The organism is Shewanella glacialipiscicola (assembly GCF_023283485.1).
In the GTDB taxonomy this organism is placed as follows: Bacteria; Pseudomonadota; Gammaproteobacteria; order Enterobacterales; family Shewanellaceae; genus Shewanella; species Shewanella glacialipiscicola.
Map to the genome: position 1 here is coordinate 1 of NZ_JAKILU010000006.1, position 13,442 is coordinate 13,442.

The 13,442-nt window shown below is 40.4% G+C and carries 12 protein-coding genes; 5 read left to right on the forward strand and 7 right to left on the reverse strand.

The window, feature by feature from the left end:
- Positions 1–147 precede the first annotated feature (147 nt).
- Positions 148–699: a serine protease inhibitor ecotin gene (eco, locus tag L2717_RS06775; protein ID WP_248938020.1), complete on the forward strand. Its 552-nt coding sequence runs from the start codon at positions 148–150 to the stop codon at positions 697–699.
- 64 nt (positions 700–763) lie between these two features.
- Here the strand turns inward: eco and L2717_RS06780 are convergent, their stop codons facing one another.
- The 4 genes from L2717_RS06780 to L2717_RS06795 all read right to left on the reverse strand — a co-directional run bounded on the left by L2717_RS06780 (position 764) and on the right by L2717_RS06795 (position 4,333).
- Entirely contained in the window at positions 764–1,039 is a 276-nt protein-coding gene (locus tag L2717_RS06780) for a hypothetical protein (RefSeq protein ID WP_248938006.1), read from the reverse strand.
- Positions 1,032–3,020 carry a RecQ family ATP-dependent DNA helicase gene (locus L2717_RS06785; protein WP_248938007.1) on the reverse strand — a complete coding sequence of 663 codons (1,989 nt, stop codon included), beginning with the start codon at positions 3,018–3,020 and terminating at the stop codon, positions 1,032–1,034. Before L2717_RS06785 ends, L2717_RS06780 begins: the two co-directional genes overlap by 8 nt.
- 351 nt (positions 3,021–3,371) lie before the next feature.
- On the reverse strand, positions 3,372–3,710 hold the full coding sequence (locus tag L2717_RS06790) for a hypothetical protein (RefSeq protein ID WP_248938008.1): 339 nt from the start codon (positions 3,708–3,710) through the stop codon (positions 3,372–3,374).
- A gap of 128 nt (positions 3,711–3,838) precedes the next feature.
- Complete coding sequence (locus L2717_RS06795; protein ID WP_248938009.1) at positions 3,839–4,333, reverse strand: hypothetical protein; 495 nt, start codon at positions 4,331–4,333, stop codon at positions 3,839–3,841.
- A 563-nt stretch (positions 4,334–4,896) separates the two neighbouring features.
- On the opposite strand from L2717_RS06795, the gene L2717_RS06800 reads away from it, so the two are divergent.
- Together L2717_RS06800 and L2717_RS06805 are read left to right on the forward strand one after the other, a co-directional pair.
- Positions 4,897–6,003, forward strand: a complete 1,107-nt coding sequence (locus tag L2717_RS06800; protein ID WP_220775161.1) for a tyrosine-type recombinase/integrase — start codon at positions 4,897–4,899, stop codon at positions 6,001–6,003.
- A 396-nt stretch (positions 6,004–6,399) separates the two neighbouring features.
- On the forward strand, positions 6,400–8,457 hold the full coding sequence (locus tag L2717_RS06805; RefSeq protein WP_220774749.1) for a PhoX family protein: 2,058 nt from the start codon (positions 6,400–6,402) through the stop codon (positions 8,455–8,457).
- 158 nt (positions 8,458–8,615) lie between these two features.
- On the opposite strand, the gene L2717_RS06810 is transcribed toward L2717_RS06805, so the two are convergent.
- The 3 genes from L2717_RS06810 to L2717_RS06820 all read right to left on the reverse strand — a co-directional run bounded on the left by L2717_RS06810 (position 8,616) and on the right by L2717_RS06820 (position 11,227).
- On the reverse strand, positions 8,616–9,380 hold the full coding sequence (locus L2717_RS06810; protein ID WP_220774748.1) for a tRNA-uridine aminocarboxypropyltransferase: 765 nt from the start codon (positions 9,378–9,380) through the stop codon (positions 8,616–8,618).
- Between the two features lie 189 nt (positions 9,381–9,569).
- A complete protein-coding gene (gene pssA, locus L2717_RS06815; protein WP_220774747.1) occupies positions 9,570–10,883 on the reverse strand; it encodes a CDP-diacylglycerol--serine O-phosphatidyltransferase in 1,314 nt (437 codons plus the stop codon).
- Positions 10,884–10,894: 11 nt separating this feature from the next.
- Positions 10,895–11,227: a DUF1904 domain-containing protein gene (locus tag L2717_RS06820; protein ID WP_220774746.1), complete on the reverse strand. Its 333-nt coding sequence runs from the start codon at positions 11,225–11,227 to the stop codon at positions 10,895–10,897.
- A gap of 421 nt (positions 11,228–11,648) precedes the next feature.
- On the opposite strand from L2717_RS06820, the gene L2717_RS06825 reads away from it, so the two are divergent.
- The gene (locus L2717_RS06825) at positions 11,649–11,819 is read left to right on the forward strand and encodes a hypothetical protein (protein WP_107882899.1); all 171 of its coding nucleotides are present in this window, start codon (positions 11,649–11,651) and stop codon (positions 11,817–11,819) included.
- A 70-nt stretch (positions 11,820–11,889) separates the two neighbouring features.
- Positions 11,890–13,374 carry a D-alanyl-D-alanine carboxypeptidase/D-alanyl-D-alanine endopeptidase gene (gene dacB / locus L2717_RS06830; RefSeq protein ID WP_248938010.1) on the forward strand — a complete coding sequence of 495 codons (1,485 nt, stop codon included), beginning with the start codon at positions 11,890–11,892 and terminating at the stop codon, positions 13,372–13,374.
- The last annotated feature ends 68 nt before the right edge of the window (positions 13,375–13,442 follow it).

Below are 13,442 nucleotides of genomic sequence, written 5' to 3' on the forward strand. Positions count from 1 at the left end.
CATTACAATGCAGGATTAAGCCCAAATGAATCAGAGCGAAGATTTTGGGAAGATTCTAAAGCCGTGGCCAAATTTAGTTGACCACTTCATAGGGACAACACATCGGCAACGTTGCCGATAAAAGCGAGTTAGATTAGGAGAAACATGATGAAATTGAATACGTTATTAAGTGCTGCAGCCCTGTCATTAGCACTTTCCATTAGCTCATTTAACGCCATGGCAATGAGCTCACCCCAGTTAATAGGACTCGATACCCCCATGATCAGCATTCAACGTTTTGGCCAAACAGATTACAGCCCACAGGAAGTGACTAAGATGTTTCCCGCGCCTTCGGCAGGGATAGTGCAACACATTTTGACATTGCCTAAGCTAGAAAATGAAGATGACTATATGATCGAAATTCAAATTGGTCAGACGAAAATGGTTGATTGTAATAAACATCGATTAAATGGCGAGTTAAAAGAGCGCACAGTCGAAGGCTGGGGCTATAACTATTATCAAGTAGATGAAATATCGGCAGGTCCAAGCACTATGATGGCTTGTTCTGATACAGCAAAACAAAGTGCTTTTATCCAAATCCCAGACGAACTTATACTGCGCTATGACAACCGCTTACCTAAAGTTTTTTATCTTCCTGAGGGAACAGAAATACGCGTTAGAACCTGGAAAGTAGACTCAACATATCAATATTCTAAGTAAAAATAGTTCCAATGCGCTTCGAGTCTTTGCTAATCATCACGAGCAAAGGCTCGAAGCACATTAATCAAAATCTTTTAATTCTAACAACTTGCATAATCTCTATTTCAAAGCCAGCAACAGTCTCTGTTTCTGGATAATAAATAACGTTGATTTTTTGCCCTTGCAAATTTTTATACTTTTTGACGCGGCGAAATTTAAACGGCACATCACAATCTTCAATCATCACGGTATGTTGTATCCAGTCAGCTTTTTCTCTTTGCATGTGAGAAACCACAGTCACACCTTCAGAGTGAACCAAATGCTCATGGGTAGCTAACATCTTTTTTACGGCCTTATTCATGATCAACTCTTTTCTCATCTAGTTGCGACAACTGCGACGCAACTTTCTGTTTAATTTCAGCATATCTCAATTTTTCACAGCGACCGAAGCCACTTAACTTGCGCACTTGAAAGCGACTGACCAAGGGAACCGCCATACCAGCAAGATAACGACAGTAGGTATCAAGGGATATAGCATTAATACCCTTGGCGATTAAATGCGTTTTTAACGCAATCAAATCAGCGAGTATTTGCTGTTCAGTGGGCCAAACGGGCTCTGTTGAATAGCGTAACTGAGCAATATTTCCACGACAAACACTACAATGACCACACAAGGTGGGTGCCTGATTATCATCAAAATAACGCGATAAATTATGGCTTAAACATGTTTCAAGTTCAAAAAAGCGCACTAATTGTGCTATTCGTGCAATTTCTTTCTGTTCTTTATCGTTAAAATAATGATAAAGCACATCAACCAAATCCGCTTGCGCCAATGCGTTCGCATCTACCTGATACACATCTGTTATACGCTTAGTTTCTAACTCAATTAACTGCTGTTCTGCTAAATATTCCAGTGCTGCTAACACGCGGCTACGCTCATGGCCAGTGGCACTGTATAGAGCATCAAAATCCAATGCGCCCCATATTTTTTTCATTTGTGTATGATTAAAAATCTGCGACAAAAATGCCTGCCGCTCTGGATTAAATCGCTCCAAGATGGCTTGCTTATCTGCTAGAAATTTATAGTTTACATCAGCGTAGTAAGCAAACAACGGCTTTACTACGCCTAATATTTCTAACTGAACGAGCAAAGTTTTCAAGGGCAACTGGCGAATATTACTCGCAGTGGAGAGGCCATTTAACTGGCATTCCCATTGACCTAAATGCTGTTCAAGTTTAATCGTGTCAACTACTTGTGCGATACCATCCCGCTCTGGAGTATCTCCATAGACAAAATTTTCAACGGTATTTAATCCATCAAGATTGGCTAAAGTTACGCAGTGAGATAACTGACCATCGCGCCCTGCTCGACCTATTTCTTGGCTGTAATTCTCTATCGATTTAGGTAAATCATAATGGATCACAAAACGAATATTACTCTTATCTATCCCCATGCCAAAGGCGATAGTGGCCACAACGACTTGTAACTTATCTTGCATAAAGTCATTTTGGATTTGTTGACGCTTTTCATCTTCAAATCCAGCGTGGTATGCGCTGGCAATAATCCCATGTTGGCTTAATAAGCGCGCTACCGTTTCAGCAGTTTGCTGTAACGTCACATACACAATACCGGCGCCAGAAAATGAGGCGATTTGCTTAACCAGCAAAGCATCTTTTTCTTGTGTGGAGATAGGCAGTACTGTCAAATCTAAGTTAGGTCGATAAAAACCCGTTTGCACTATGTGCTCAGGCGCGATATCAAACCGTTTTGCCATATCCAGCTTAACTTTGCGCGTCGCCGTAGCGGTTAATAACAATACTAATGGGATTTGTAACTCACGGCGATAATCAGGCAATTTAAGATAATCAGGACGAAAGTTGTGTCCCCATTCTGAAATACAATGTGCCTCATCAACCACTAACATAGATAAAGTAACTGATTGAATAAATTGCCTAAAACGCTCATTTTTAAAACGTTCTACCGACACCATTAAAATCTTAAGTGTACCAGAACGTGCATCTACCATCACTTTTTGACTCTGTTCGGCACTCAATGTGGAGTCGATGCTGGCAGCATTAATACCTTTAGATTGCAAAAATTCCAGCTGATCTTTCATCAAGGCCAATAGTGGTGAAATCACTAGTGTCAAATGAGGTAACTGCAATGCCGTAAATTGATAACAAAGGGATTTACCCGAGCCCGTTGGGAAGATAGCTAAGCTCGACTGTCCACTCAATAGTTGCGCTATGGTTTGCACTTGCCCAGGACGAAATTCAGAGAAACCAAAACCTTGTTGCAATAAACTTTCATACGGGTTGGTCTCTAGAATAGGATTAAGCATCAAGCGTCCTTTACACTCATTCTTACCCGCCTAAATGTTAAGACCTAGTGCAAGAAAAAGATTTAGCATTTAATTAATCGCCTAGTTTAGCAAATTTTAAGATACTTTATGGAGTTAATTACTCACAAGCGCATTTAAAACCGCAAGTGAGCTGATAAAAAAGTAGGAGGACATCATGAATTGAGAGTCATTAACTGATTGATAAAAGAAGAATTAACGTGACCTTTTAGTCAATAATAAAATGCTAATAACTAAATAAGTTTGCTTAATGAAGATATTAGAAACCTATCATTTTTATAAATAATGGTGAGCTTATTGCTATAACCAGTGCTGTTATAAATTATTGATAATTTATGATTTCCTCGCTAAATAGAGACTAATTAAAGCTGTCAGTTTATCTTGAAATCTTTCTTCAAAACTCTCAATATCGCGCCCAATTAATTGGAAATATCTGGTTGCTTGTTCATGTGAAAGTAATTTATTAGCAACACTGTACTGCATCTCTTCAAGGCTTTTATTATACCTTGGGGTCAGTACCCAAGTGCCGACATTGACGTCAAAGTTTTGCATCGCCTTTTGGGCCAAAGCACAAAAAGCTTCAATATGATCTAAGCCATTGGGGCCAAGACAGCCAGGTTCAATGCGGCACAATACTGCAATTTGTCGCTCGCTAACAATACTTACACTCATCTTTAGCCCTCAATGTGATACCGTAAAAACTTAACATATCGCGTTAAGCTTAACCATTATTTTCAATGCCGATACACATAAATATAAAAAACCGTAAATTAGTGTCGCTAATAATAGTTTTTTATTACTTAGTCCATTATGTAGCCGGCTTGAGAAATATCTAATGCTGATATTTCATCATGCTCTGATAACAAGGTATCTATCGCCTGATCAAAGCTGTCTAATTTTTGTGTTTCCATATAGTGCTTCAACCTTTGAATAATATCCCTACTAACCTCAATATGAGATTTTTTTTGGCGTTTTTTTATTTGAGATAGTTCTTTACGAACCATACGCCAACCAAAATCAGAGAAATATTGATTAAGCATATTATTTGCTTTGGTGAGTTCGTTATCGAGTAGCTGCCCTTTTTTGCGTAAACGAACCACTTCATTTAACAGAGTGACCAACTCAGGGTAAGAGTTTAGATTATAAAACCACGTTGCTTTCGAGGCTGCAGCATCAGGGTTTATAAGTCGATAAATTAAAGGTAAGGCAAAGATTAACTCACTCTCCTCAAGCAACAATAATTTTCTACCTGCTGTTGGCTTACTCTCATGATACTTCCAAGCTTGTGCTGCCATAAATACTTTTTATATCTAATATGCTATTAATTAAATGACACCCAATACTAGTACAAATCGCCGATCATTAATATATGGTTCAACCATTTTATAGGGTTGTAAACGCCAAAATGCTGTTTTAGGTATTTTTATGCGGAATGAACAAAACAATAATCAGGTAACTCACTGTAACTCATCGGTTAAAAAGCATTCAAACCTACTCTCTCGTTTAATGTTAATCATATAGACGTCACATAGAATGGTTAAACCATTCTTTAAAAATAAGGAGTATTCAGCTAACTTGACTAAAGCACGAACCCATGTTGTGCATGATTTTAATACACCTGTTCTCTTCTATTATATTTTCGCCTTATTATCGACCATTATTACAGCGCTTAAACTGTGTGTTATTTTTAAGCATAAATAACAAACTAAGCATTATTTAAAACATTACTCTCAATAAAAGAATACTTTTTAATCAAATAGCATATCTACCAGTGATAATGACGATTATCACTGGTAGATATTACTATGATTTGCGTATAATTACGCCTTATTATTCGATATAAGGTAATACGAGCAGTATGTCTAAAATGATCCGTGTAAATTCATCTGGTCAAAATAACCACAATATATCAAATGAAAAACTAACCGGATCAGAGAATAATCACACCGAAAACCCGCATTTTTTTGAGGAATCATATCTTCCACAATCTGTACGTAATGACTATTTAAGCGCCGCCGAAGAAACGGAATATGAAATTTCAACTAACACTCGCCGTGTCTATAACACGAGCTTTAGTTTGTTTAGCCGTTATTGTGCTGAACATAAACTTCAGCCCCTCCCAGCCGATCCCCGTAGTGTGATTTCATTTATCGGTCATCAAAAAGAATTAATTCAAGAAAACACGGGCGTACAACTGTCAAAGCAGACTCTTACGACAAGATTGGCAGCGATTCGTTATTATCATATTCAAGCCGGATTCCATTCTCCAACCGAGCACCCTTTGGTGATCCGAGTGATGCGCGGCTTAAGCAGAAACCAATCTCGTCATGTCAGTGATTATGATCAACAACCCATTATGTATGATGAAGTGGAAATGTTAATCCAGGCAATCGATGAACAAGTGCATCCTTTAATACGAGCGCGAGATAAAGCCATTATTCAATTAGGATTACAGGGCGGATTTCGTCGTTCTGAACTTGCAGATATAAAAGTACAGTATGTCAGTTTTTTGCGAAACAAATTGAAAGTACGCCTCCCTTATTCTAAGAGTAATCAGCAAGGTCAAAAAGAATGGAAAGATCTTCCAGATCATGAACCCTTTGCCGCATTTGATGCTGTTAAATATTGGTTAGCGTTAACTAATATTAAAGATGGACATTTATTTCGTTCGATATCCCGTGATGGTAAAGATTTACGCCCATATCAGATTGTCGAGCGTAATTTAGATGCAAACTCAACCTTAAATAAAAATAGTGGTTTCCTCACCGGTGATGATATTTATCGTATTATCAAAAAATATTGTACTAAAGCAGGATTACCCGCAAGGTTTTATGGTGCTCATAGTTTACGTAGTGGTTGTGTTACGCAACTTCATGAAAATAATAGAGATCATTTGTATATCATGGCAAGAACCGGACACACAGATCCTCGTTCATTACGTCATTATTTAAAACCTAGGGACTAGATGTTAATACTTATAAGATAAAAATCAGCCATCAAGTTATTAGTTTTTTCTATCTTCTATTTTTCAAGCATATAATTTACTGCTTAAAAAGAAATAATCACTTATACGTCATTAAGATTATATTTATATTTGAATAATATTTTTATGATAAAAAAGTAGTGGGTTAAATCATAAAAGATTAAGTTAATATAGATGTATATATTATATATTCATTCTTCCTTACCTAGCAATGTCAACTTCAATGACGCTCATCATTTACTACATTCCATCATGTATAGTCGGAACTTAATGGCATTCAACACGTAACATTTTTGAAATGTAAATTCATTATTTTTGTCATATTGATACTTTAACCTTAAGCACGAAAGTTATTTTATTGTCTTAAGCGGAGTAAATATGAGCAAGGCTACCTTTGACCCCACACTGTATAATAAGAGTAATAATATCCCATTTAATCAAGTGTTGGATAAACACTTATCTCGTCGGAATTTTGTCAAAAGTGGTTTAGGCCTCAGTGCTATGACCGCTTTTGCGAGTGTTGGCTTAACCGCTTGTGGCTCCGATAGCGCATCAAGTCCAAAACCTATCACTCCTGTCACGCCATTACTGCCAACTAAAAGTAGCGCTAAACTGAATTTCACCTCAGTTGCGGGTTCTCGCTTAGATGCGGTTGTTGTTCCAGAAGGCTACATGGCGCAAGTTTTAGCCCCTTGGGGGACGCCATTAAACGCCAAAGCGGCGCCATGGAAAAGTGATGGTAGTAACACTGCCGATGATCAAGCCAACTCAGTTGGAATGCACCATGATGGTATGCATTTTTTCCCTTTAAATGAAGCGGGTGATGATGGTTTGCTTTGCATTAATCACGAATATATTGATGAAGATGCATTACACCCTAACGGGCAAACATTCGATCCCGCTTCTGGCTTACGTACCATTGTCGATGAGGTACGCAAAGAAATTAACGCTCACGGTGTATCAGTTGTACGAATTAAGCTGATGAATAATCAGTGGGAAGTGGTCAACAATGATAACCATAACCGCCGCTTCACCGGCGCGACTGTGATGGATGTTAGTGGTCCACTGGCCTACTCTTCCCTACTCGAAACCCGCTATTCTCCCGATGGTAGTCAAACACGTGGCACCTTAAATAACTGTGGCAATGGTTATACGCCTTGGGGCACTTATCTTACCTGCGAAGAAAATTGGCCTGGTTATTTTGCTAATCGTAGCAGCTTAACGGCCGATCAAAGCCGTATTGGGATCAGCAAAACCAGTACTCGTTATGGCTGGGATGATCTTGCTGGCCACGATGAAGAACGTTTGGATGAATTTGCCCGTTTCGATGTAACGCCAAAGGGCTTAAGTGCCCAATACGACTACCGTAATGAAGCGAACGGTCATGGTTATATCGTTGAAATCGATCCTTATAATGCGACATCGCGCGCGGTCAAACGAACGGCACTTGGTCGGTTCCGCCATGAAGGTTGTACCTTTGGTAAATTAACCGTAGGCAAGCCGGTTATCTTTTATTCTGGCCACGATTCACAATTTGAATACTTATATAAATTTGTCTCGGCGGCGGTTTGGGATGAACAAGATGCCAATAGCACTAATCGCCTACAAACTGGTGATAAGTATATGGATGAAGGGATTTTATATGTCGCCAAATTCAATGAAAATGGCGGTGGTACTTGGTTACCGTTAACATTAGATAGCCAAACTACAGACGGCAAAACCTTAAGCAATACTTTCGCAAGCTTAGCCGACATGATTTTAAATACTGCTGGTGCTGCAGATTTAGTCGGTGCAACACCAATGGACCGCCCTGAGTGGTGCGCGGTTGACCCGTTTACTGGTTCTGTTTATTTAACCTTGACGAATAACTCAAAACGTACCGAGGCGAATCCTGCAAACCCAAGATTAAACAATAATTTTGGCCATATTATTCGTTGGGATGAAGGTGAGAAAGACACTGAATTTACATGGGATATCTTTGTATTCGGCGCTCCTAGTGATGCGAATGCCGACACTAACTTGTCGGGTTTAACAGATCTTAATCAATTTGCCAGTCCAGATGGTTTAGCTTTCGATCAACGCGGTATTTTGTGGGTTCAAACTGATAATGGAGCAAAGGAAGTCGCTGAAGATACTAACGATCAGATGCTCGCTATCGTGCCATCAACACTTACGGATAGCCAAGAAAAGCAGCTTGGTGTAACAGCAGATAACCAAATGGAATTAAAACGCTTTTTCGTTGGCCCCAATGATTGTGAAGTCACAGGTTTTGCGATTAGCCCTGATTACACCTCCATATTTGCCAATATTCAACACCCAGGTAACTGGCCTTACTCATCTAATGCCGCAGAGCCAACACCCACGGGGACAAAATTACGCCCACGCGCTGCCACTGTGGTGATCCGTAAGTTAGATGGTAAAGAAGTCGCCGTATAAACAATAATCTTGTTAATCAATTTCAATCATAAGTACTTAATTTTAGGCACTTAATTAAAGCTAAAAATTATATATAAAAAGCTGCTCACAGTGAGCAGCTTTTTATTTTTATGGCGATTTATCGCCGCAGTAACGAGCGTATTAACATCACATAATGGTTAATTATGGCTGCTATTTGCCTGTTCAAAGGCTTGCTCAAACGCATCAGTGAAGTTTGTAATGGGCAGTAAATCTTCACGACAACGACGATTACGCCCTAATAAAGATGACTCAACAAATAAATCAAACCATGTACTTAAGGCCTTACCATTAGCGGCCTCCCCCATTGCGCCTAATGCTAATGAAGCGACCTCAGCGGTGCCAAGTTGAAAATCATGGCTACCTTTACGCAATGCATAAGTTGCCAGCGTGTCAGGATCGAAGGACAACAGCGGCAACGCGTGTAAGTAAGGACTCTTACGAAACATCTTAATCGCTTCTCGCCAACTGCCATCGAGCATGATAAGTAATGGCCGCTTACCTTGTGTTAGCATCGGCGGCGGGACTTGGCTCAAAACCGTTTGTCCTGGTTCTGCATACTGGGCTGGAAAGACTAAAAATGGTTGATATTGTGGTGATGCTAATAGCGCCAATAACTCTGGCTCTGGGGCGAGTCTTGACCAAAGAAAAGCATGGGTATCAGGGATTAAATCGGCAATTAAGCGGCCGCTATTGGTCGGTTTTAATACTTCGTCGTTATACATAATTAGCAAGAAACTGGCTTGAGTCTGTAACTGACGCCGTAGCGCACAGGTACAAAATTGCTCGCCTAATAGGCATAATGGACAACGGATTAGGCTTTTACCACGGGCACCAAAGGGCTTAGTCGAGATTGATTTTCGATATTGATATAAACGATGTACAGCATGGGGGGCTAAAGCCATAAAAACCAATTCTCTGTTAAAACTTAATCGGGATCGCGATAATTAAGGGCCTAGATTTATAGCCTAAGCTATCTTCTATCGCAGCGTTTCAGTTTATCTCTTGCTGATAAAAGGTGCAATTCATCGAAAATAAAAAGCCACATTTCTGTGGCTTTTGGGTTCATCAATAACTGTGTTCCGCTTAAAAAACTATAAAATACGCCGCAGTAAAAAGTCGGCTTTAAGGCGACGAATTCGAGTCATGATCTTTTTCACTGGCGCAGGATAGCTCTGTAACGTATCCACTTGGCTGTAGTGATATAACCGCTGCGTGTGTTCCAAAATATGGGCTTGCTCTGCTTCAAACTGGCTTTTCCAGCAGCCGGTTTCATCTTGGATCAATAAACCATTCTCTAAATCTAGCGCCCAAGCTCTTGGGTTCAAATTAGAACCCGTGATCAAATGCTTATTACCGTCAGCACTGATACCCTTGAGGTGATAACTGTTAATGCCATGCTTCCACAGATGAATATTTAACTGACCATTATCAATTGCCCATTGTTGCCGTTTAGCAAATTTACGCAGAGATTGCTCATACATATAAGGCAGCGCACCTATTGTAGAGAAATCCTGCTCAGGCGGGATATAAAAATCGTTAGCCGTTTTATCACCCACTACGATATCGATACGTTTGCCTTTACGTAAGTGCTTAGATAAAGCACGTACTAAAATATAAGGAGGGTTAAAGTAAGGAGTGCAGATAAACAACGACTCCTTGGATTCCTCCACTAAAGCCACCACCACTTTATTGAGCAGATTTTTCTTCCGCCCTAAACCCAGTAACGGGGTAATTCGATTACCTTCATGGGTTTCTTTAAATTGGTACTCAACGTCAGATAATCTCAACTTAAAGCTACGCATATCTGCTTTAGGGGGGAGTACTTCTTCTGCCGCTTCTTGCGTGAGCGAACACACCGCAGGATCAGCAATAATATTCGTCTGGATCATAGCACGCATACTGCGGGCTAATTCCGCCGACTCAATCAAATGATAACGATCGAATCGATATTTATCATGTTGCTGTAAATAAATATTGTTAAGACTGGCACCGCTATAGATCACCGCATCATCGATAATAAAACCCTTAAGATGCAGTACGCCCATAAATTCGCGCGACTTAACCGGCACGCCTAAAATCTCAATAGGATGTTCAGCTTCAGCCATCACCCTACGGTACATCAAATAGTTACCGCTATCGCCTTTATGACCAATAAGACCACGCCTAGCACGATGAAAATCGACTAATACTTTTATATCGAGTGCAGGATTGGCCGCTTTGGCAGCCATCAGCCCTTGTAATATCTCACGGCCAGCTTCGTCATCTTCTAAATACAGCGCCGCAATATAAATACTCTGCTTTGCGCTTGCAATGCGAGCAAGTAATTCTGCCTTGAAGCGGCATGGCGTGAGCAACCACGTTAAAGCCTCGGGTTGAACGGCTATTCCACCAAGCTTATCTAGCAAGGCATCCTCCTTTAAACATGCTGACCACCCCGATAGGAAGTACTAGGGTTAAGTGATAAAAACATCACCGCAATATGAGTTAATTCTGGATAGGCATCTATAACTGCCAGCCTGATCGTTTGTTCGACTTTTAGATGGATATCAGGATCTTTAGGAAACCAGAGTAATTCAACTTGGACGAAGCGTTGATCAATTTTTCCATTTCGAAAACTGATGCTTGGGATCCAATCTAATGTGAAACTCTCTACATTACCTTTACATATATCCGCCAATGACTGCAGTAATGTTTGGCTGAACGCTGCAACGACCGTTTGTGGTAGGCCGCGCATACTAATATGTGGCATGTTTAGTTGTTACCTAAGAACCTAAAATCGTAAGGATTAGAAATTACCGACTTCACCCCGTCTCGGCAAGACTTTTCTCCCAAAAGTCCCCTTAAACCTCGCGGTTTTGCTGGTAATTTGACCTTAGACGATTTTATGCCAGCAAATTGAACACATTTAGGCAAAATATACCCGAATAGCACCTTTATGGCTGTCCGCTCAAAAAGAGACTTTTTCAGTCTACGGAGCGGGCTCTTATGCTTTTTTATCACCGTATTTACTTCCTATTAATGATGTAATATGCCACTGAAATGCTGATAACCTAGTGGTTAAATCACAAAATACTCCTTTAAAACACTTGCCTTTCACCCTTAACAAGGTGTTTTAACGTAAACTAAAGCGACTTTTACTGATTAAATTACTGCCATAAAAGAGACTGAGAATGAATAAGAAAATCTTACTCACCCTAGCGCTAACATTGTTATTTGCTTGGGGTATTTTTCACTTTAAGGCCCAACTGGGATTATTCATCCTGCCACTGTTTATTGGACTGGTATTATTTGTTACCTTACGTTTATACCGCTTAATGGAAAAGGATAATAATGAGGATTAGCCCAGTTCATGGCTCTATCACTACTCGGTTCCTTTTTGTGTTGATTTAGACTGATTGGGTTGCTCGTTAAATGGATATGTTATTAAGAACTACACTGTATGCAGGATTCATCTTAACTGCGAGTCATAATCTCGCCTATGCTGAGCAAACTCAAAGTGCTCCAGCACAATCACTAAGCCAAGCCGTCAGCGAATTAAGCCCTCGGTATTCTCAAGTTGCGCTGCTTGCAATGGATATGGCTAATCATCAAGTCATATATAGCCAACAGGCTGAAACACTTTTTATTCCTGCCAGTACTCAAAAGCTGCTCACGGCGGTAAGCGCTATGGCTCAGCTTGGTGCTGATTTTAGATATGTCACTGAATTATGGAGCGATGCTCCTATACGTAAAGGCCATATCGCTGGCAGTGCCTATCTGCGTTTTAGTGGCGACCCAACGCTCACTCAGGCCGATCTCAAAGCCATTTTTGCCAGTTTAGTCAAACAAGGCATTAACCGTATTGATGGGCATCTGTATTTAATCGGCGATAAACAGGAGCAATTACAAGCTCCAGGCTGGGTATGGGATGATTTAGGGATTTGCTTTGCTGCGCCAGTATCGAGCTACATTATTAACCAGAATTGTGTCTATGGTCAGTTTAGCCCTAGCACCGCCAACAACCCCTCGCTGGTAAGTCTGCGAACGGGGAGCTTCGGTATAAAAATCAGTAGTGATGCCGTGTTTGATCAAAAAGCGAGTCGCGAATTTTGCCAGCTCGATTTGATGCGACTAGGCCAAAATAGTTACCATCTACGTGGCTGTTATCCAGGTGCAGAGGCTATTCCATTAGCGATTGCTGTGACTGATCCACTTAAGTTTGCCCAAGATACTCTGACCTTTCAACTCAAGGGGGAGATGTCGCTAGCAGGTAAGGTTCAACCTGGGACAAGTTTACCTAAAAAGGCGAAGCTTATTGCCAGCCATAGTTCAGCACCGCTACCAGCATTACTTGATACTATGTTACTTAAATCAGACAACTTAATCGCCGACAGTCTGTTTAAGCAACTGGGTAAAAGTTATTTTAATACCCAGGGCAGCTTTACCAATGGCGCGGTGGCGATGAACCGCATTTTAACTGATTTAGGGATTGATTTAACCAATGCCAAGATTGTCGATGGCTCGGGATTATCACGCTATAACCTGCTTAATGCCAAGCAACTTGCGGCCGTCCTTACGTTAATGCATCAAGATAGTCGCTTTAGTCTATTAATGGCCAGTTTGCCGCAAGCAGGTGTGAGCGGTACTTTAAAATACCGTTTAGGCTACAATAAGCCTCCCCTTAAACAGCAAATTTTTGCCAAAACGGGTTCAATGCAAGGCGTATCTAATTTAGCGGGTTTTATTCGATTGCCACAGCATAGCGACACGCTATTTGTGATACTTGAAAATGGCATGAGTCCTGATGTCAAAAAACAGCATAAAATATCTTTTAATGCTAAGTTTCTTCAACACTTAATTTCAATATTACAACTGCCCTCACCGACCACTGAAACGGTTAACGCCCCAATATACTAGCTTATATTTCAGCGCAAATTGCTGCTACAACTGCAATAAAAAAGCACTGAAAATTCAGTGCTTTTAAT

Coding starts and splice junctions, on each gene's coding strand:
- eco (WP_248938020.1), top strand. CDS start 148: ATGAAATTGAATACGTTATTAAGTGCTGCAGCCCTGTCATTAGCACTT.
- L2717_RS06780 (WP_248938006.1), bottom strand. CDS start 1,039: ATGAATAAGGCCGTAAAAAAGATGTTAGCTACCCATGAGCATTTGGTT.
- L2717_RS06785 (WP_248938007.1), bottom strand. CDS start 3,020: ATGCTTAATCCTATTCTAGAGACCAACCCGTATGAAAGTTTATTGCAA.
- L2717_RS06790 (WP_248938008.1), bottom strand. CDS start 3,710: ATGAGTGTAAGTATTGTTAGCGAGCGACAAATTGCAGTATTGTGCCGC.
- L2717_RS06795 (WP_248938009.1), bottom strand. CDS start 4,333: ATGGCAGCACAAGCTTGGAAGTATCATGAGAGTAAGCCAACAGCAGGT.
- L2717_RS06800 (WP_220775161.1), top strand. CDS start 4,897: ATGTCTAAAATGATCCGTGTAAATTCATCTGGTCAAAATAACCACAAT.
- L2717_RS06805 (WP_220774749.1), top strand. CDS start 6,400: ATGAGCAAGGCTACCTTTGACCCCACACTGTATAATAAGAGTAATAAT.
- L2717_RS06810 (WP_220774748.1), bottom strand. CDS start 9,380: ATGGCTTTAGCCCCCCATGCTGTACATCGTTTATATCAATATCGAAAA.
- L2717_RS06820 (WP_220774746.1), bottom strand. CDS start 11,227: ATGCCACATATTAGTATGCGCGGCCTACCACAAACGGTCGTTGCAGCG.
- L2717_RS06825 (WP_107882899.1), top strand. CDS start 11,649: ATGAATAAGAAAATCTTACTCACCCTAGCGCTAACATTGTTATTTGCT.
- dacB (WP_248938010.1), top strand. CDS start 11,890: ATGGATATGTTATTAAGAACTACACTGTATGCAGGATTCATCTTAACT.